Raw genomic sequence first — 17,639 nt, forward strand, 5'->3', positions numbered from 1 at the left:
GGTGTGCTACATTTGATCGCAGCACTGAGATGGGGGTGACCAATGAGAGATCCACAGGACGTGATGATCGCCGTCAAAGATCTCCGCATGCGGTACGGGACGAACGACGTCCTCCACGGCGTCGACTTCACCGCGCACCGCGGCGAGGTGATCTGCCTGCTTGGCCCGAACGGCGCGGGCAAGACCACGACGATCGAAATCCTCGAAGGCTTCCGGATGCGCTCGGAGGGCGAAGTCGACGTGCTGGGCACCGACCCGGCACACGCGGACGAGAACTGGAGGGCGCGGCTGGGGGTCGTCCTCCAGGCCTGGCGCGACCACGCCAAATGGCGCGTGCGCGAGCTGCTGGAACACCTCGGCGGCTATTACGCGCCGTATTCCACCGACCGCATCAAGCGGCCGTGGGATCCGGACGAACTGGTCGCCGCGGTCGGCCTGACCGAACACAAGGACAAGAGGGTCCGGATGCTCTCCGGCGGGCAGCGGCGCCGTCTCGACGTCGCGATCGGCATCGTCGGCCGTCCGGAGCTGTTGTTCCTCGACGAGCCGACCGCCGGGCTGGACCCGGAGGCGCGGCGCGAGTTCCACGAACTCGTGCACCGGCTGACCGATGACGACGACACGACGATCCTGCTGACCACGCACGACCTCGACGAGGCCGAGAAACTGGCCGACCGGATCCTGATCTTGAACCACGGCCGGATCGTCGCCGACGGTTCGGCCGACGCGCTGAGCAGGCAGATCGCCGGCGAGGCCGAGGTGCGCTGGACGCTGGACGGCCAGCGGTTCGTGCACTCGACCACGGAATCGACGAAGTACGTGCACGAACTGTTCAAGCAGCACGGCGACGCCATCGCCGATCTGGAGGTCCGCCGGGCCTCACTGGAAGACACGTACATGACCCTGGTCCGCCAGGCCGAAGCCCCGCTCGTGGAGGTGAGCGCGCCATGAACGCGGTCCAGCACAGCGTCCGGATGGGCGTCCGGCGCGGTTGGCTCGAAAGCCGCCAGATGATGACCAACCGGGAAGACCTCTTCAACACCTTCCTGTTCCCGGCGATCTTCGTGGTCGTCATGTTCTTCATGCGCGACTCGAAACTGCCGGGCACGGAGTTCTCACTCGGCGCCGCCACCGTGCCGAGCGTGCTGGGCGCGTCGATCGTGTTCAGCGGCATGCTCGGGATGGCGGGTGTCCTCGCCGTCGAACGCGAGGACGGCACGCTGCTGCGCGCCAAGGCCACCCCGAACGGCATGCTCGGCTACCTCGTCGGCAAGGTCGTCACGGTGTCGCTGAGCACGATCATCGGGATGCTGCTGGTACTGATCCCCTGCCTGATCCTGTTCGACGGCATCGCGCCCGGCGGGCTGACGTCATGGCTGGGCCTGCTGTGGGTACTGGCGCTCGGCCTGCTCGCCACCATGCCGATCGGCGCGATCTTCGGCTCGCTGACCTCGAACGCGCGCAGCATCGGGCTGATCATGCTGCCGACACTGGGTATCGGCGCGATCTCCGGGATCTTCTACCCGATCACCGCGCTGCCGGAATGGCTGCAGGGAATCGGGCAGGCGTTCCCGATGTACTGGCTCGGCCTCGGCATGCGGTCGGCGCTGCTGCCGGACTCGACCGTGATGGTGGAGATCGGGCAGTCCTGGCGGCCATGGGAGACCCTCGGCGTACTGACCGCGTGGGCCGTGATCGGATTGACGCTGGCCCCGGTCGTCCTGCGGCGCATGGCGCGGCGTGAGTCCGGGTCCTCGGTGGCGGAACGACGGGAAAAGGCGATGCAGCGAATTGGCTAGTTCATGAGCGAGGTCGTTTACAACCGGATCGCGATGTTACGGGCGGAACGAGGCATCTCCCGCCGCGAGCTCGCCGATGCGCTGGGCGTCCATTACCAGACCATCGGCTACCTCGAACGCGGCGAGTACAGCCCGAGCCTCTATCTCGCCTTGCGGATCGCGGCGTTCTTCGAGGTGGCGGTGGAGATCATCTTCTCCACCGCGCCTTTCCCGCGGATCGGTGATTCCTCGGAGCGCTCGGCGTGACTTGCGGGAAACCACAATATTGAGAAGAAAGACGAACATGGCGTGTCGCGAGCGACGTCGGCTCGAGCCGCGGCCTGATGTCCCCACTCCCGATTTCCTGCTCACGCCGCCAGGGGTGACCAACGTCCCCCAGGCCCTCAAGGGAGGCGTTGCGAAAGCCGCTTTCGCAACATCAAGCTGACCCCAGGGCATGCCACCTTGGCCTTACCCCTCAAGAAAATGAGGGTTAGTGAGGGATGAGGCGCAGGTGTCGTGGTCGGCCACCTATGCGGTGCGCGTTCTCGCGAAGGCGGCGCCCGCCGCTCGTGTCGCGAAAGCCACTTTCGGGACATGTGGTGTCCCGAAAGTGGCTTTCGCGACACCTTCGGGACGCCACTGCCCAGTGCCGAAGCCTGATGACCAACGTCTCACAGGCCCTCCCGAACACGACAGCTTTGCCTTACCCCTCAATAAGTCCTGCCGTACCAGCCCGATCGGGGCCGGTGAGCGGCCTGGTACGAAGAGGGTGTGTGGAAATAGGGACACTCGACGTCCCCCTTTCCACACAGCCCTCACTCAGCGTCGCTCACGCCCCCAGGTGGGCCCGACGCTCTCACCGATCGTTCAGCTTGAATCTCGGTCGCCGGCTTCTCCTGGCCGGCCGCCCACGACGCCAAGAGGGCCAAACCGTCCGCGGTCGCCGTGCCGGCGGGCGCGGTGTAGACAGTCAGGAGCAGGCCGGGGTCGGCAGACAGCTCCATCGACTCGACGTCCAGGTCGAGCCGGCCCACTACCGGATGGTGCATACGTTTGCGTCCGGACCGGTGGAGCCGAACGTTCTGAGATGCCCACTGCTGCCGAAACAGTTCACTGCTTGTCGCCAATTCACCGACCAGGGTGACCAGCTCCTCGTCGTGCGGATTGCGGCCGGCTTCCATGCGTAGCTTCGCGGCCACATCACAGACGATCCGGTCATAGTCGACGAAGAACGTCTTCGCCGCCTCGGGATCCAGATACACGAACCGCGCGGTGTTCGCCGGCCGTCGCGTGTCGGCCAGCACCGGTGCATACAGCGCGCGGGCAAGGTGATTCATGGCCAGCACGTCATAACGGCCGTTGCAAATCCACGCCGGCGCCTCGGTGATGGCGTCGAGCACCTGCTGAAGCGCCGGACGCACCGTCACGGCGGATCGACGGCGGCGTGGACCGCCGGGCGCCCTGGACTGCCGCGCAAGGTGGAACAGGTGATCGCGCTCCGCCTCGTCAAGGTGCAAGGCAGAGGCCAACGCGTCGAGCACCCCGTCGGAGGCGCCGGCGAGGCCACCGCGCTCCATACGCACGTAGTAGTCGACCGATACCCCCGCCAGTAGAGCTACCTCTTCGCGACGCAGGCCTTTCACCCGGCGGTTGCCGCCGTAAGCGGACAGTCCGGCCCGCTCAGGCGTGATCCGCGCGCGACGCGAGCTCAGGAACTCCTTGATCTCAGTGCGCAGATCGATCGTGGCCACCCCTTCACCGTAGGCCCTGTTCGCAGGCGAAGGGAGGTCCTGCCGGTACCCCGTTGAGAGCCGACGCTCAGGTACCCGATGCGGTCGTGGCGGTGCCGCCGTCGACCGGGACGATGGTGCCCGTCAGATAAGACCCGGCCCGGCTGGCGAGGAACACGGCGACACCTGCCATGTCGTCGTCGCGGCCGAGCCGGCGCAGGGGGGCCTTCGCCGCGATCGTGTCGCCGATGGCGTCGATCGTGGCCGCCATCATCTGTGACGGGAACACTCCCGGAGCTACCGCGTTCACCGTGACGTGCTGTGGGCCCAGTTCCCTGGCAAGCACCCTGGTGAGTTGATGGAGTGCCGCTTTGCTGCTGGCGTAGGAATAGTTGGGCGCCTCGGCGACGTGGATGGCGGCGATACTGCCGATGTTGATGATCCGCGCGGGATCATCGGCGGTGCCCGCCCGGCGCAGTGCGGGCAGCAGCGCCTGCACCAGCCAGAACGGCGACTTGAGGTTGAGGTCGATCACCGCGTCCCAGGCCTCGGCCGGGAACGTCTCCAGCGGCTCGCGCCACATCGCTCCCGCGTTGTTGACGAGAATGTCCAGGCGCTCCGAGTCGGCCTTGACGAGATCCGCGAGGCGCTGACACTCGTCGTACCTGGACAGGTCCGCGGGGATTGCTCGAACGTCGCCGAATTCGGACAGCAGACGCTGTGCCTCCGCACACGCGTCCGCTTTGCGCGAGCTGACGACGACGCGGGCGCCCGCCTGCAGAAGGCCGCGCGCGATCATCATCCCGATGCCCCTCGTGCCGCCAGTGACAAGTGCGTACTTCCCACTCAGATCGAAAAGGTCTGCGTGGGTGGTGAACTGATTGCCCGTCATCGGTCTTCGTCCGTTCTATCGTGGAAGCATGCGCCTCGCGTGGCTGCGTTGAACAGGCTGACAGGCATCCTGGGCACCTGGGAGATCCTGGCGATACAGGCACTGCGAGAGCCCCCACGCCGCAAGTAGTCAACTAAACGCGGGACGCGGCCACCCCTGAAGGGCACATCACCTTGACGCCGGGCCGAGCCGCACCGGAGAGTGAGCTCCGACCCACGCGTCGGCAGGTGGAGGAACCCGGTGAAAGTCCGGGGCGGTCCCGCCACTGTCACCCCTGAGCCATCAGGGGAAGCCAGGAACTCCGGCCGGCGCGACCGCACGACCCGGGGCGCGGACACCCCGAGTGAGGACTGCCGTGATCCTGCTTCTGTCCACTTCGGACACCGACCTGCTCAGCGCTCGTTCCAGCGAGGCCGATTACCGGCTGGCGAACCCTGCCCGGCTCGACCTCGCCGAGTTGCCCGCCCTGCTCGACGGCGTCCAGATCGTCGTCGTCCGGATCCTCGGGTCCGAGCGCAGCTGGTCCGCCGGTCTCGACACGGTCCGCGCGAGTGGCGCGCACGTGGTCGTCCTCGGTGGCGAGCAGACGCCGGACGCGCAGCTGATGAAGCTGTCCACGGTCCCGGCCGGTACCGCGGCGGAGGCACACGCGTATCTCGCGCAGGGCGGGCCGGAGAACCTCACCCAGCTGCACCGTTTCCTGAGCGACACGCTGCTGCTCACCGGCGACGGGTTCGAGCCGCCCGCGGTGCAGCCGCTCTGGGGTGTCCTCGAGCGCCACACCTCGCGAAAAGAGGGTCCGGTCATCGCGATCCTCTACTACCGCGCGCATCACCTCTCCGGCAACACCGAGTTCGTCCACTCCCTCGCCGACGCCATCGAAGACGCCGGGGGCCGCGCGCTCCCGATCCACTGCGCGTCCTTGCGGACCCGTGAGCCGGAGATGATGGCCGAGCTGGCCAAGGCCGACGCGCTCCTGGTCACCGTGCTGGCCGCGGGTGGCACCCGGCCGTCCGAGGTCGGCGCCGGTGGCGACGACGAGGCGTGGGACGTCTCCGAGATGGCCGCACTCGACATCCCGATTCTCCAGGCCCTCTGCCTCACCAGCGACCGCGAGACCTGGTCGGCCAACGACGACGGCCTCTCCCCGCTCGACGCCGGGAACCAGATGGCCGTTCCCGAGTTCGACGGGCGGCTGATCACCGTCCCGTTCTCGTTCAAGGAGATCGACGACGACGGCCTCCCCAAGTATGTGCCGGACGCCGAGCGCGCTTCCCGTGTCGCCAAGATCGCGCTCGCCCACGCCCGCCTGCGGCACACGCCGCCGCCGGAACGCCGCATCGCGCTGATGCTGTCCGCGTACCCGACGAAGCATTCCCGTGTCGGCAACGCCGTCGGTCTCGACACTCCCGCGTCCGCGATCGAGCTGCTGCGCCTCATGCGCGACAGGGGTTACGACCTCGGAGACGCCCCGTTCCCCGGCGTCGAGCCCACCGGAACCGACCAGCCCGACGGCGACGCGCTGATCCACGCGCTCATCGCCGCGGGCGGCCAGGATCCGGAGTGGCTGACCGAGGAACAGCTGTCCGGCAACCCGATCCGCGTCCCGGCCGACCGGTATCGCGAGTGGTTCGCCGAACTGCCGGCGGAACTCCGTGAAGCGATGGAGGAGCACTGGGGGCCCGCCCCCGGCGAGCTGTATGTCGACAACGGGGACATCGTCCTGGCGTCCTTGCAGTCCGGCAACGTCATCTTGATGATCCAGCCGCCCCGCGGGTTCGGTGAGAACCCGGTGGCGATCTACCACAACCCGGACCTCCCGCCGAGCCACCATTATCTGGCCGCCTACCGCTGGCTGGAGCAGGAATTCGGCGCGCATGCCGTCGTCCACCTCGGCAAACACGGTTCGCTCGAATGGCTTCCCGGCAAGACGGCCGGACTTTCGGCGTCTTGCGCGCCGGATGCCGTCCTGGGCAATCTGCCGCTGATCTACCCGTTCCTGATCAACGACCCCGGCGAGGGCGCGCAGGCGAAACGGCGCGCACACGCCACGATCGTCGATCACCTGATCCCGCCGATGGCCCGCGCCGAAAGCTACGGCGACATGGCCCGGCTGGAGCAGCTTCTCGACGAGCACGCCAACATCGCCGCGATGGACCCGGCGAAGCTGCCCGCGATCCGCGCGCAGATCTGGACGCTGATCCAGGCCGCCAAGCTCGATCACGACCTCGGCGTCGAAGAGCGGCCGCACGACGCGGAGTTCGACGACTTCCTGCTGCACATCGACGGCTGGCTGTGCGAGGTCAAGGACGCCCAGATCCGCGACGGCCTGCACATCCTCGGTGCCGCACCGGAAGGCGAGGCACGGATCAACCTCGTGCTCGCGATGCTGCGTGCCCAGCAGATGTGGGGCGGCAAACAGGGCGCGGTGCCGGGTCTGCGTTCCGCGTTGGGGTTGAAGGAGAACAGCGACGCCCCACTGTCCGAAGTGGACGCCATCGAGCAGAAGGCACGCTCGCTCGTCGAGGCGATGGAGGCCAGGGATTGGTCCCCCGCCGCCGTCGCGGAGGTCGTCGCCGACGTGCCGGAACATCAGGAGGTCGCCCGCGTGCTGACCTTCGCCGCGACCGAGATCGTGCCGCGGCTGGCGGGGACGAGCGGCGAACTCGACGCGGTTCTCCACGCGCTCGACGGCGGCTACATCCCGGCAGGCCCCAGCGGGTCTCCCCTGCGCGGCCTGATCAACGTGCTGCCGACCGGCCGCAATTTCTACACCGTCGACCCGAAGGCCATCCCGAGCCGGCTCGCCTGGGAGACCGGGCAGGCGCTCGCCGACTCGCTTCTCCGGCGCTACCGCGAGGACACCGGTGACTGGCCACGCTCGGTCGGCCTCTCGGTCTGGGGCACGTCGGCCATGCGCACCTCGGGTGACGACGCCGCGGAAGTCCTCGCGCTGCTGGGTGTTCAGCCGGTCTGGGACGAAGCGTCGCGCCGGGTCACCGGCATCGAGGCGATCCCGCTCGCCGAACTCGGGCGGCCGCGGATCGACGTCACCGTGCGGATCAGCGGCTTCTTCCGTGACGCCTTCCCGCACGTGATCAGCCTGATGGACGACGCGGTGCGCCTCGTGGCGGGCCTCGACGAGCCGGACGAGCAGAACTTCGTGCGCGCCCACACCCGCGCGGATCTGGCCGCGCACGGTGACGAACGCCGGGCCACCACGAGGATCTTCGGCTCCAAGCCCGGCGCGTACGGCGCGGGCCTGCTGCCGCTGATGGACTCCGGGAACTGGCGTGACGACAAGGATCTCGCCGAGGTCTACGCGGTCTGGGGCGGGTTCGCCTACGGCCGGGACCTCGACGGCAGGCCCGCCCGCGAGGACATGGAGAACTCGTACAAGCGGATCGTGGTCGCGGCCAAGAACACCGACACCCGTGAGCATGACATCGCCGATTCCGACGACTACTTCCAATACCACGGCGGGATGATCGCGACCGTCCGCGCGCTGACCGGGACCGCGCCCGCGTCCTACGTCGGCGACAGCACCACCCCGGACGCCGTCCGCACCCGCACGCTCGGCGAGGAGACCGCCCGGGTCTTCCGCGCCCGGGTGGTCAATCCGCGCTGGCTGACCGCGATGCGCAAGCACGGCTACAAGGGCGCCTTCGAGCTGGCGGCGACGGTCGACTACCTGTTCGGTTTCGACGCCACCGCCGGTGTGGTCGGCGACTGGATGTACGAGAAGCTCACCGAGTCCTACGTACTCGACGAGGTCAACCAGGAGTTCCTGCGCCAGGCCAATCCGTGGGCGCTGCGCGGCATCATCGAGCGGCTGAACGAGGCCGCCGACCGGGGGCTCTGGGCGGAGCCGGACGCCGATCTTCTGGCTCAGCTGCGCGAGGTCTATCTCTCGTTGGAGGGCGACCTCGAATCGTGACATCACCCGGTGGAGCGGGCCCATGGCCCGCCCGGCGGTACCACTGTCATATGCGCGGAACTTAGCGTGACAGGGGCGGTGGGACGTCAATGATCGGGAGGACAGCGATGATCAAGCGTCTGTTGAAGGTCGTGCTCCGTCACGGTTGCTGCTCGGCGTGCACCGGTCTGGGCTGCGGCTGCTGCGGCGCCTGCAAGTAGGTCCGCAGGACACGGACTAAGGGTGGACACCCGCGATATGGGTGTTCGCGCGGCGGACGTCGGCGGCGAGGGCGGGTACCTCGATCACCCGGCGTCCGGCCGCTTCCAGCATCTCGGCGCCGACGCAGTCGACGAACACCGACGGCTCGCGCCAGGCGAACACGACTCGGGGAAGGCCGGCGTCGAGGATGAGCTGGGTGCAGCTTCGCGGATGTGACGTCCGCGAGCTGCACGGCTCCAGCGACGTGTACATCGTCGCCTTCGCCAGTCGCGGGTCTCCCGGTTCGAGTTTCGCGAGCGCGGCTTCCTCCGCGTGGTTGGCGGGATCGCCGTCGCCCGAGTAGCCGGTGGAGATCACTTCACCGTCGGCGTCGGTGATGACCGCGCCGACGCGGAAAGTCCGCGGCGGGCAGAACTCCGCCAGCGCGATGGCCTCGCGCAAGCGGAGGATGTCCACTTCGGACGGTTCCGGGGTCGCGTGGTACTCCAGTACGGCGATGTCACCCAGCCGGGTGCTTTCGACAAGGGTCAGCCCGCGGGGGAAGGCACCGGGACCGGCGAACCGCGGCGCGCGCGGATCACCGACGAAGAACGGCGCGATCGCCAGATGCAGCTCGTCGACCAGTCCCTCGGTGAGGAACTGGGTGTGGATCGCGCCGCCGCCTTCGACCATCAGCCGTCGCACGCCGCGCGCGTGGAGGTCCGCCAGCATCTCGCGCAGGCCGGTCAGCTCGACCACGGTGGCCTTCACGCCCGTGACGACGCCGGGCGGCGCGTACACCAGCTTCTCCGTGTCGCCGACGGTGAAGAACTGGGCCGCCGGATCGAGTGAGCCGCTGCGCGTCAGCGTGACCTTGACCGGTTGCGCCGGCCGCCCGGCCGCGACGCGCTCGCGCACCAGCTCCGGCGAGCGGACCAGCAGCCGGGGATCGTCCGCGCGGACGGTGTTGGCCCCGACCAGGATCGCGTCCGATGCCGCGCGCAGACCGTCCACCCTGGCCCAGTCGTCCTGGTTGGACAGCACCAGCCGGGTGTCGGTCGCGTCGTCGAGGTAGCCGTCCAGCGAGACCGCGGCGGACAGCAGGACGTGAGGGCGTTCGATCACGTTCGCCAGTATGCCCCGAAACCTAACGCGAAAAGAGTTGCGTTAGTTCGCGGCGGTCGGTTAGCGTGGCCCCATGATCTTGTGAGACGAACCTGCGCCCTCATCCACCTCCTTCGCAGGGAGTCTCATGTCTAATTCTTTGACGCTTTCCGACGTCACCTTCACCTGGCCGGACGGTGTTCCGGTGTTCGAGCGGCTCTCGCTCACCCTCGGCACCGGCCGCACCGGACTGGTCGGCACCAACGGTTCCGGCAAGTCCACGCTGCTCAGCCTGCTCGCCGGCAGGCTGCGGCCCGAATCCGGTTCGATCACCACGCCGGGGGAAATCGGCTACCTGCCGCAGAACCTGGTCCTGGATACCGAGCGGCGGGTCGACGACGTCCTGGGCGTGACGGCGATCCGCGCGGCGATCAAGGCCGTCGAGGACGGCGACACCGCCGAGGAGTACCTCACCACCATCGGCGAAAACTGGGCTGTCGAGGAGCGCACCCGCGCCATCCTCGACCGGCTCGGCCTGGGCGTGGTCCGCCTGGACCAGCGGGCGGGCGAACTGTCCGGCGGCCAGGTGACGCTGCTCGGGCTGGCCGCGCTGCTCTTGCGCCGTCCGGCCGTCCTGCTGCTCGACGAACCGACCAACAACCTCGACCTGCGGGCCCGCGAACTGGTGCACCGCGAGGTCGAGGACTGGAGCGGGATCCTCGTGGTGGTCTCGCACGACCGCGAACTGCTTCAGTCGGTCGACCGGATCGCCGAGGTCCGCGACGGCGAAGTCACCACCTATGGCGGGAATCTCGCGGACTACGAGCACGCCGTCGAGGTGGCGCAGGAGGCCGCGCGGCGCCACGTCCGGGCGGCGGAGTCGGACGTCAAGCGACAGAAACGGGAGCTGGTCGAGGCCGGGATCAAACTCGCCAGGCGGGCCCGCTACGGCCAGCAGATGTGGGACCGGAAACGCGAACCCAAGGTGCGGATGCGCAAACGTCAGGAGGACGCGCAGATCGCCGCGGGCAAGTACCGGAACCTGCACGCGGACAGGCTGGAGGACGCCGTCGAGACGTTGAAGGCCGCCGAAGAGCTGGTGCGCGAGGACGCCGAGATCCGCGTCGAACTGCCGGAAACCCTGGTGTCGTCGGGACAGGACGTGCTCCGCGTCGACGCCGTTCCCCGCTTCGGCCCGGCGGCGAACCTGCACGTCATGGGGCCGGAGCGGATCGCGCTCGTCGGGCCGAACGGGTCGGGCAAGACCACCCTGCTCCGCACGATCATCGGCGAACTCCCGCCGAAGTCGGGCGAGGTGAGCTTGTTCGTGCCCGCCCGGCTGCTCCCCCAGCGGATCGACATCCTCGACGACGACATGTCCATTGTGGACAATGTGCGCCGGTTCGCGCCGTCGCTGACGGACAACCAGATCCGCGCCAGGCTGGCGCGGTTCCTGTTCCGGGGCACGGCGGCCGAACGAACGGTGGCGTCGTTGTCCGGCGGGGAACGCTTCCGGGCCGCGCTGGCGGCGTTGCTGCTCACCGATCCGGCACCGAAACTGCTGGTGCTCGACGAGCCGACGAACAACCTCGACCTGGCGAGCGTGCGACGGCTCACCGAGGCGTTACGCGCCTACCGGGGCGCGCTGATCGTGGCGAGCCACGACCGGCCGTTCCTCGCCGATATCGGCATCACGAGGTGGCTGGACCTCCGCGTTTAGTCCTCTGGATGCGGTACTTGCACGCGCAACTACCGCGTTTAGAGGACGAAATGCGCGGTGGTCGTGAGTGGCGATTCGGGTTCTCTTGAGGGGTAAGGCAAATATGGCGTGATCGGCTCGTTGCCCTGAAGGTCCCCTTGCTTACCCTGAAGGTAGCAAAGGGGACCTTCGCTACTTGGCCGCAGTCCAGTACTCCCCGCTGAGACTCGGCGCGCCCTTGATTGTCCACAAGGGACACTGTCGGACAACTCCATGTCTGATTTAGGCCTACATGTGCGGTTTCGGGTCGGGTCGTGAGTGCCGATTAGGGTTAGAACACCACTTGGCACTCACGACCCTCTCGGGAAGTCACGCATACTGCCCAAATCGGACACCCACCTGCCAAAAGTGTCCTTTGTGGACACTCTACCCTCGTCCCGACTTCCGGTAGCCAGTCCGGACCCGCGCCAGGGCACGCCATACTTGGCTAACCCACCAACAACCCCAATCGCCACTCACGGACCGTTCAGGCGGGAGTCGGCCAGCTCCGGAAGCGCATTTCGTCCTCTGGATGCGGTACTTGCACGCGCAACTACCGCGTTTAGAGGACGAAATGCGCGGTGATCAGGCGTCGAAGTCGACGGTGACGGACTCGGAGATCGGCACCGACTGGCAGGTGAGCACGAAACCGGCGTCGACTTCGGCCTTCTCGAGCGCGAAGTTGCGCCGCATGTCCACCTTTCCGTCGCAGATCTTCGCCCGGCAGGTGCCGCACACGCCGCCCTTGCAGGCGAACGGCAGATCCGGGCGGTACTTCTGCGCGCCGTCGAGCAGGGAGGAGTTGCGCGGCAGCGTCATCGTCGTCGACCGGCCATCGAGGACCAGCGTGACCTCGCTGGAGGACCCCACGACGGCCGGGTCGATGTGCCGCACCGGCTCCGGCGGGGTGTCCACATAGAACAGTTCCTGGTGGACACGCTCGTCCGGCACGCCAAGGGAGCGCAGCAGTTCCTGCGCGCCGGTCACCATGTCGAACGGGCCGCACAGCCACCAGTGCGCGACGTCGTCGGCCGGGATCAGCACGGTGCACAGGCGCCGCAGCTTCTCCGCGTCCAGACGGCCGGTGAACAGTTCGGCCTCGCGCGGCTCTCGCGAGAGCACGTGGACGAGTTCGAGCCGCGCGGGGTAACGGTCCTTCAGATCCGCGAGGTCGTCGGCGAACATGACGGTGTCCGTACGCCGGTTGCCGTAGAGCACGGTCACCGTGGCGTCGGAATCGCCGAGCAACGAGGACGCGATCGACAGCACCGGCGTGATGCCCGAACCCGCCGCGATCAGCACGTGGTGCCCGGCGGTTTCCAGGTCGGGGGTGAAGTTGCCGGTCGGCGCGGCGACCTCGATCTCGTCGCCGGGGCGCACGTCGCGCACCAGCCACGACGAGAACAACCCGCCCGGCACCTCCCGGACGCCGACGCGCGGTGCCGCACCGGCGGGTGCGCAGATCGAGTACGAGCGGCGTTCGTCCCGGCCGTCGATTTCGCGGCGCAGGGTCAGCGACTGACCAGCCTTGAACCGGAAGGTGTCGGCGAGGTCTTCGGGTACGTCGAAGGTCACCGCGACGGCGTCGTCGCAGAGCCGCTGGACGTCGGAGACCTTGAGGGAGTGGAACCCCGTGCGGCGCAGAGTGGACGCGGTCACGCTAGATCTCCTTGACGTGTTCGAACGGTTCGAGGCAGGAACGGCAGCGGCGCAGCGCCTTGCACGCCGTCGCGCTGAACCGGGACTGCTCCTCGGTGTCCGCGGAACCACAAAGCGGGCAGCGGACCGACGACGCCGGCGGGCTCAACGTGAGCGGGATCGGACCGGTCCGCCGCGGCGCGGCCCCCGGCGGTGCGATCCCCACTTCGGCCAGCTTCCGCTTCCCGTCCTCGGTGATCCAGTCGGTGGACCAGGCGGGCTGGAGCACGGTGCGAACCTCGACCTCGCCGTAGCCCGCCCCGGTCAGCGCGTGCACGAGGTCGTCGCGCATGGTGTCCATCGCCGGGCAGCCGGTGTAGGTCGGGGTGATCGCGACGACCACCCGACCGTCGGATTCGGACACCTCGCGTAGCACACCGAGGTCGGCGAGGGTGAGCATCGGCAGTTCCGGGTCGGTGACCGTGGCCGCCACGGCGTACGCGGTCACCATGTCGCGTCCGGATGTTCCCTGGCGACACTCTGCAGCTCCGCCAGCAGGTAACCCATCCGCTCGGTGTGCACGCCGTCGCGGCCCATCCGGCCGGAAACCCCGGCGATGGCCCCGATCTCGGGGCGCGTCAGCTTCGCGACGGCCAGCACCTGGTCGAGGATCGCGTCGAACTCCGGCCGCAGCGACGGCGAATCGACGAATTCGTCCTGGTGTGCCACGAAAAGCTCGTCGACGTAGGGCCAGACCGCGTCCAGTCCCTCCTGCATCCGCTCGTGCGACAGTTCGGTCCCGTCGCCGAGGCGCACGGCCCATTGGGCGGCGTAGTCGCGGTGGTAGGCGACTTCCTTGACGCCCTTGTCCGCGATGGCCGCGAGCACCGGGTCCTCAGAGGACTGAAGCCGCTGCAACAAAGCCAGCCGCCAGATGGAGAACACCAGCAGCCGCGCGATCAGATGCCCGAAGTGCCCGCCGTCGAGTTCGGCGAGCCGGACGTTGCGATACTCCTGCTCACTCCGGAAGAAGGCGTAGGAGTCCTCGGTGCGCCCGCTCCCGTCGGCCTTGCCCGCGCGCGCCAGCAGCAGCCGTGCCTGTCCGAGCAGGTCGAGCGCGATGTTGGCGATCGCGACCTCGTCCTCGAGTTCGGGCGCGTTCGTGCACCACTCCTGCAGGCGGTGCGAGAAGATCAGCGCGTCGTCGCCGAGCATCAGGCAGTACGCGGCCAGCCGGGCACCGTCCACACCGGACGGAACCGTGGTGTCCACACCGGACAGTGGATCTTCGAACCCGGTGCCGAAGGCCCAGCGGGAGTCGTTTTCCTCGGTGATCGCCTCGTAGGCGTTGTCGAAGCTCATGTCAGATGTGCGGAACGTTGTCGGGGATGTCGTAGAACGTCGGGTGCCGGTACACCTTGTCGCCGCTGGGCGCGAAGAACGGGTCCTTCTCGTCCGGCGAGGACGCCGTGATGTCCGACGCGCGCACCACCCAGATCGACACACCTTCGTTGCGGCGGGTGTAGAGATCCCGCGCGTGATGCAACGCCATGTCGTCGTCGGCGGCGTGCAGCGAACCCACGTGCACATGGTTCAGGCCGCGCTTGCCCCGGACGAACACCTCGTACAACGGCCAGTCGTGCTTCATCACGAACCCTTCTTCGCTGCGTGCGCGGTGGCGGCTTCCCGCACCCATGCGCCGTCCTCTTGGGCCCGGCGCCGGTGCGCGACGCGCTGGGCGTTGCAGGGGCCGTTGCCCTTCAACACGTTCTTGAACTCTTCCCAGTCCACCGCGCCGAAGTCGTAGTGCCCGCGCTCGGGGTTCCACTTCAGGTCCGGGTCCGGGAAGGTGACGCCCAGCGCTTCCGCCTGCGGAACGGACATGTCGACAAAGCGCTGGCGCAGCTCGTCGTTGGTGTGCCGCTTGACCTTCCACGCCATCGACTGCGCGGTGTTCGGCGATTCCGCGTCCGGCGGGCCGAACATCATCAGCGACGGCCACCACCAGCGGTTCACCGCCTCCTGCACCATTTCCCGCTGCTCGTCCGTGCCGCGCATCATCGTCATCAGCAGTTCGAAGCCCTGCCGCTGGTGGAAGGACTCCTCCTTGCAGATGCGGATCATGGCGCGCGCGTACGGCCCGTACGAGCTGCGGCACAAGGGAACCTGGTTGCAGATGGCCGCGCCGTCGACCAGCCAGCCGATCACGCCGACGTCGGCGAAGGTGAGCGCCGGGTAGTTGAAGATCGACGAGTACTTCTGCCTGCCGTTGATGAGCTTGTCGGTCAGGTCCGCCCGGTCGGCGCCGAGCGTGGCCGCCGCCGAGTACAGGTACAGCCCGTGCCCGGCCTCGTCCTGCACCTTCGCGAGCAAGATCGCTTTGCGCCGCAAGGAAGGTGCCCGGGTGATCCAGTTGCCTTCGGGCTGCATGCCGATGATCTCCGAATGCGCGTGCTGCGCGATCTGCCGGATCATCGTCTTGCGGTAGCCCTCGGGCACCCAGTCGCGCGGCTCGATGCGCTGATCACGCGCGATGGTCGCCTCGAAGTGCTGTTCGAGGTCTTCTTCAGACACCGTCGCTGTCATGCCTGCTCCTTCGCCACCAGGGTCAGCACGTCGTACTTGGCGACCGAGTCACCGTCCTGATTGGTCACGTCGGCGTCCCAGCGGACCTCGCCGTACTCCTGGTCGATGCGCGGGGTGATCTGCTTGGCGGTCAGGGTCACGGTCAGCGAGTCGCCGACCTTGACCGGGGTGAGGAACCGCAGGTTCTCCAGGCCGTAGTTGGCCAGCACCGGGCCGGGTTCCGGCGAGACGAACAGGCCCGCGGCGAACGAGACCACGAGGTACCCGTGCGCCACGATGCCGCCGAACAGCGGATTCGCCGCGGCCGCCTCGGGATCAGTGTGCGCGTAGAAGGTGTCACCAGTGAACTCGGCGAAGTGGTCGACGTCGGCTTGCGTGACCTGACGCGGCCCGGCGACCACGGAATCGCCGATCTTGAGTTCTGCCAGTGACTTCCGGAACGGATGGACGTCGCTCTCGGTGCGCGGGGCGCCCGCGACCCAGCGGCCGGTGACCGTGCTGAGCACCTTCGGGCTGCCCTGGACGGCCGTGCGCTGCATGTGGTGCAGCACGCCGCGGATCCCGCCCATCTCCTCGCCGCCACCGGCGCGGCCGGGGCCGCCGTGGACCAGCTGCGGCATCGGGGAACCGTGGCCGGTGGACTCCTTGGCGTCGTCGGCGTCGAGCACCAGCAGACGGCCGTGGAACGGCGCGACCCCGAGCACGACCTCGCGCACGAACTCCTGGTCCGCGGAAACGACGGAACCCACGAGACTGCCGCCGCCGCGTGCGGCGAGCTCGACGACCTGCAGGGTGGAGGTGTAGGGCAGCAACGTCGAGACCGGGCCGAACGCCTCGACCTCGTGCGGCTCGGAACGCTCCGGGTCGGCCTTCAGCAAGACCGGCGAGATGAAGGCGCCGCGTTCGGCGTCCGCGCCGACGACCTCGACCCGCTCCGGGTCACCGAAGACGACCGTGCCGACGTCCAGCAGCGCCTTGAGCGACCGCCGGACCTCCTCACGCTGCTCCAGGCTGGCCAGCGCGCCCATCCGGACGCCCTCGGCGGTGGGGTTGCCGATGGTGACCTTCGCCAGCCGCGCGCTCGCGGCCTCGGCGACGTCGTCCAGCAAATCGGCGGGGACGAAGGCACGGCGGATGGCGGTGCACTTCTGGCCGGCCTTGACCGTCATCTCGGTGGTCAGCTGCTTGACGAAGAGGTCGAACTCGGTGGTGCCGGGTCGGGCGTCGGGGCCGAGGATCGAGCAGTTCAGCGAGTCGGCCTCGGCGTTGAACCGGACGGAATTGCGCACGATCGCCGGATGGGCCCGCAGCTTCTGCGCCGTCGAGGCGGAGCCGGTGAAGGAGACGAGGTCCTGCGCGGTGACGTGGTCGAGCAGGTCACCGACGCTGCCCGCGACGAACTGCAGCGTGCCCTCGGGCAGGATGCCGGACTCGATGATGATCTCGACCAGCCGCGCGGTCAGGTACGCGGTCTGGCTGGCCGGCTTGACGAGGCTGGGCACCCCGGCCAGGAACGCGGGCGCGAACTTCTCCAGCGGGCCCCAGACCGGGAAGTTGAAGGCGTTGATCTGGACGGCGACGCCGCGCAGCGGGACGGCGATGTGCTGGGCGACGAAGGTACCGCCCTTGCTCAGCGGCTCCACGTTGCCGTCGACGTAGACGGTGTCGTTCGGCAGTTCGCGCTTGCCCTTGCCGGCGTAGGCGAACAGCACGCCGATGCCGCCGTCGATGTCGACCATCGAGTCGGTCTTGGTCGCACCCGTGCGCGCCGACAGCGCGTACAGCTCGTCGCGGTGTTCGCGCAGGTGCGAGGCCAGCGCCTTCAGCAACGCGGCGCGCTGGTGGAAGGTCAGCTCACGCAGGGCGGGACCGCCGGTGCGGCGGCCGTACTCCAGCGCGGCGGCGAAGTCGACGCCGTCGGACGAGACCCGGGCGACCTCCTCGCCCGTCGAGGCGTCGTGCAGCGGTACGCCGTCGTTGTCCGCCGTGTGCCACCCGCCGGAGACGTAGCTGCGCAGCAATGCCATGGGGCCGACCCTTCGAATATGGTGAA

General features: G+C 68.3%; 14 protein-coding genes and 1 riboswitch. Of the genes, 5 read left to right on the forward strand and 9 right to left on the reverse strand.

Annotated features, from left to right (window positions below; all coding sequences use genetic code 11):
• Window positions 1-42 precede the first annotated feature (42 nt).
• Genes ACZ54P_RS26130 through ACZ54P_RS26140 form a run of 3 tightly spaced genes read left to right on the forward strand, consistent with a single transcriptional unit; the run spans window position 43 to window position 2,045 of the window.
• Complete coding sequence (locus tag ACZ54P_RS26130; RefSeq protein WP_465464193.1) at window positions 43-951, forward strand: ABC transporter ATP-binding protein; 909 nt, start codon at window positions 43-45, stop codon at window positions 949-951.
• Window positions 948-1,799 carry an ABC transporter permease gene (locus ACZ54P_RS26135; RefSeq protein ID WP_465464194.1) on the forward strand — a complete coding sequence of 284 codons (852 nt, stop codon included), beginning with the start codon at window positions 948-950 and terminating at the stop codon, window positions 1,797-1,799. Before ACZ54P_RS26130 ends, ACZ54P_RS26135 begins: the two co-directional genes overlap by 4 nt.
• Window positions 1,800-1,802: 3 nt before the next feature.
• Window positions 1,803-2,045, forward strand: a complete 243-nt coding sequence (locus ACZ54P_RS26140; protein ID WP_465464195.1) for a helix-turn-helix transcriptional regulator — start codon at window positions 1,803-1,805, stop codon at window positions 2,043-2,045.
• Between the two features lie 551 nt (window positions 2,046-2,596).
• Here ACZ54P_RS26140 and ACZ54P_RS26145 read toward each other — a convergent pair.
• Both ACZ54P_RS26145 and ACZ54P_RS26150 read right to left on the reverse strand, forming a co-directional pair.
• Window positions 2,597-3,532: a helix-turn-helix transcriptional regulator gene (locus ACZ54P_RS26145; RefSeq protein ID WP_465464196.1), complete on the reverse strand. Its 936-nt coding sequence runs from the start codon at window positions 3,530-3,532 to the stop codon at window positions 2,597-2,599.
• A gap of 67 nt (window positions 3,533-3,599) precedes the next feature.
• On the reverse strand, window positions 3,600-4,403 hold the full coding sequence (locus tag ACZ54P_RS26150) for an SDR family oxidoreductase (RefSeq protein WP_465464197.1): 804 nt from the start codon (window positions 4,401-4,403) through the stop codon (window positions 3,600-3,602).
• 230 nt (window positions 4,404-4,633) lie between these two features.
• A riboswitch (cobalamin riboswitch) is annotated at window positions 4,634-4,705 on the forward strand.
• Between the two features lie 53 nt (window positions 4,706-4,758).
• Here ACZ54P_RS26150 and cobN point away from each other — a divergent pair.
• The gene (cobN, locus tag ACZ54P_RS26155) at window positions 4,759-8,340 is read left to right on the forward strand and encodes a cobaltochelatase subunit CobN (RefSeq protein WP_465464198.1); all 3,582 of its coding nucleotides are present in this window, start codon (window positions 4,759-4,761) and stop codon (window positions 8,338-8,340) included.
• Between the two features lie 216 nt (window positions 8,341-8,556).
• Here the strand turns inward: cobN and ACZ54P_RS26160 are convergent, their stop codons facing one another.
• Window positions 8,557-9,645, reverse strand: coding sequence for a dihydrofolate reductase family protein (locus ACZ54P_RS26160; protein WP_465464199.1), 1,089 nt, complete (start codon window positions 9,643-9,645; stop codon window positions 8,557-8,559).
• Between the two features lie 127 nt (window positions 9,646-9,772).
• Between ACZ54P_RS26160 and ACZ54P_RS26165 the strand changes: the two genes are divergently transcribed.
• Entirely contained in the window at window positions 9,773-11,344 is a 1,572-nt protein-coding gene (locus ACZ54P_RS26165; RefSeq protein WP_465464200.1) for an ABC-F family ATP-binding cassette domain-containing protein, read from the forward strand.
• A 603-nt stretch (window positions 11,345-11,947) separates the two neighbouring features.
• Here ACZ54P_RS26165 and paaE read toward each other — a convergent pair.
• From paaE to paaZ, 6 genes are read right to left on the reverse strand one after another with little or no spacing between them, the layout of a single operon-like run.
• Entirely contained in the window at window positions 11,948-13,021 is a 1,074-nt protein-coding gene (gene paaE, locus ACZ54P_RS26170; protein WP_465464201.1) for a 1,2-phenylacetyl-CoA epoxidase subunit PaaE, read from the reverse strand.
• A 1-nt stretch (window position 13,022) separates the two neighbouring features.
• Complete coding sequence (gene paaD / locus ACZ54P_RS26175; protein ID WP_465464202.1) at window positions 13,023-13,511, reverse strand: 1,2-phenylacetyl-CoA epoxidase subunit PaaD; 489 nt, start codon at window positions 13,509-13,511, stop codon at window positions 13,023-13,025.
• Window positions 13,505-14,362 carry a 1,2-phenylacetyl-CoA epoxidase subunit PaaC gene (paaC, locus tag ACZ54P_RS26180; protein ID WP_465464203.1) on the reverse strand — a complete coding sequence of 286 codons (858 nt, stop codon included), beginning with the start codon at window positions 14,360-14,362 and terminating at the stop codon, window positions 13,505-13,507. Before paaC ends, paaD begins: the two co-directional genes overlap by 7 nt.
• A gap of 1 nt (window position 14,363) precedes the next feature.
• The gene (gene paaB / locus ACZ54P_RS26185; RefSeq protein WP_005168080.1) at window positions 14,364-14,648 is read right to left on the reverse strand and encodes a 1,2-phenylacetyl-CoA epoxidase subunit PaaB; all 285 of its coding nucleotides are present in this window, start codon (window positions 14,646-14,648) and stop codon (window positions 14,364-14,366) included.
• Window positions 14,648-15,586 carry a 1,2-phenylacetyl-CoA epoxidase subunit PaaA gene (gene paaA / locus ACZ54P_RS26190; protein WP_465464204.1) on the reverse strand — a complete coding sequence of 313 codons (939 nt, stop codon included), beginning with the start codon at window positions 15,584-15,586 and terminating at the stop codon, window positions 14,648-14,650. Before paaA ends, paaB begins: the two co-directional genes overlap by 1 nt.
• Complete coding sequence (gene paaZ / locus ACZ54P_RS26195; protein ID WP_465464205.1) at window positions 15,583-17,613, reverse strand: phenylacetic acid degradation bifunctional protein PaaZ; 2,031 nt, start codon at window positions 17,611-17,613, stop codon at window positions 15,583-15,585. The genes paaA and paaZ overlap by 4 nt, the downstream gene beginning before the upstream one ends.
• Window positions 17,614-17,639 lie beyond the last annotated feature (26 nt).

The sequence above is a fragment of the Amycolatopsis sp. NPDC034160 genome, assembly GCF_055575355.1.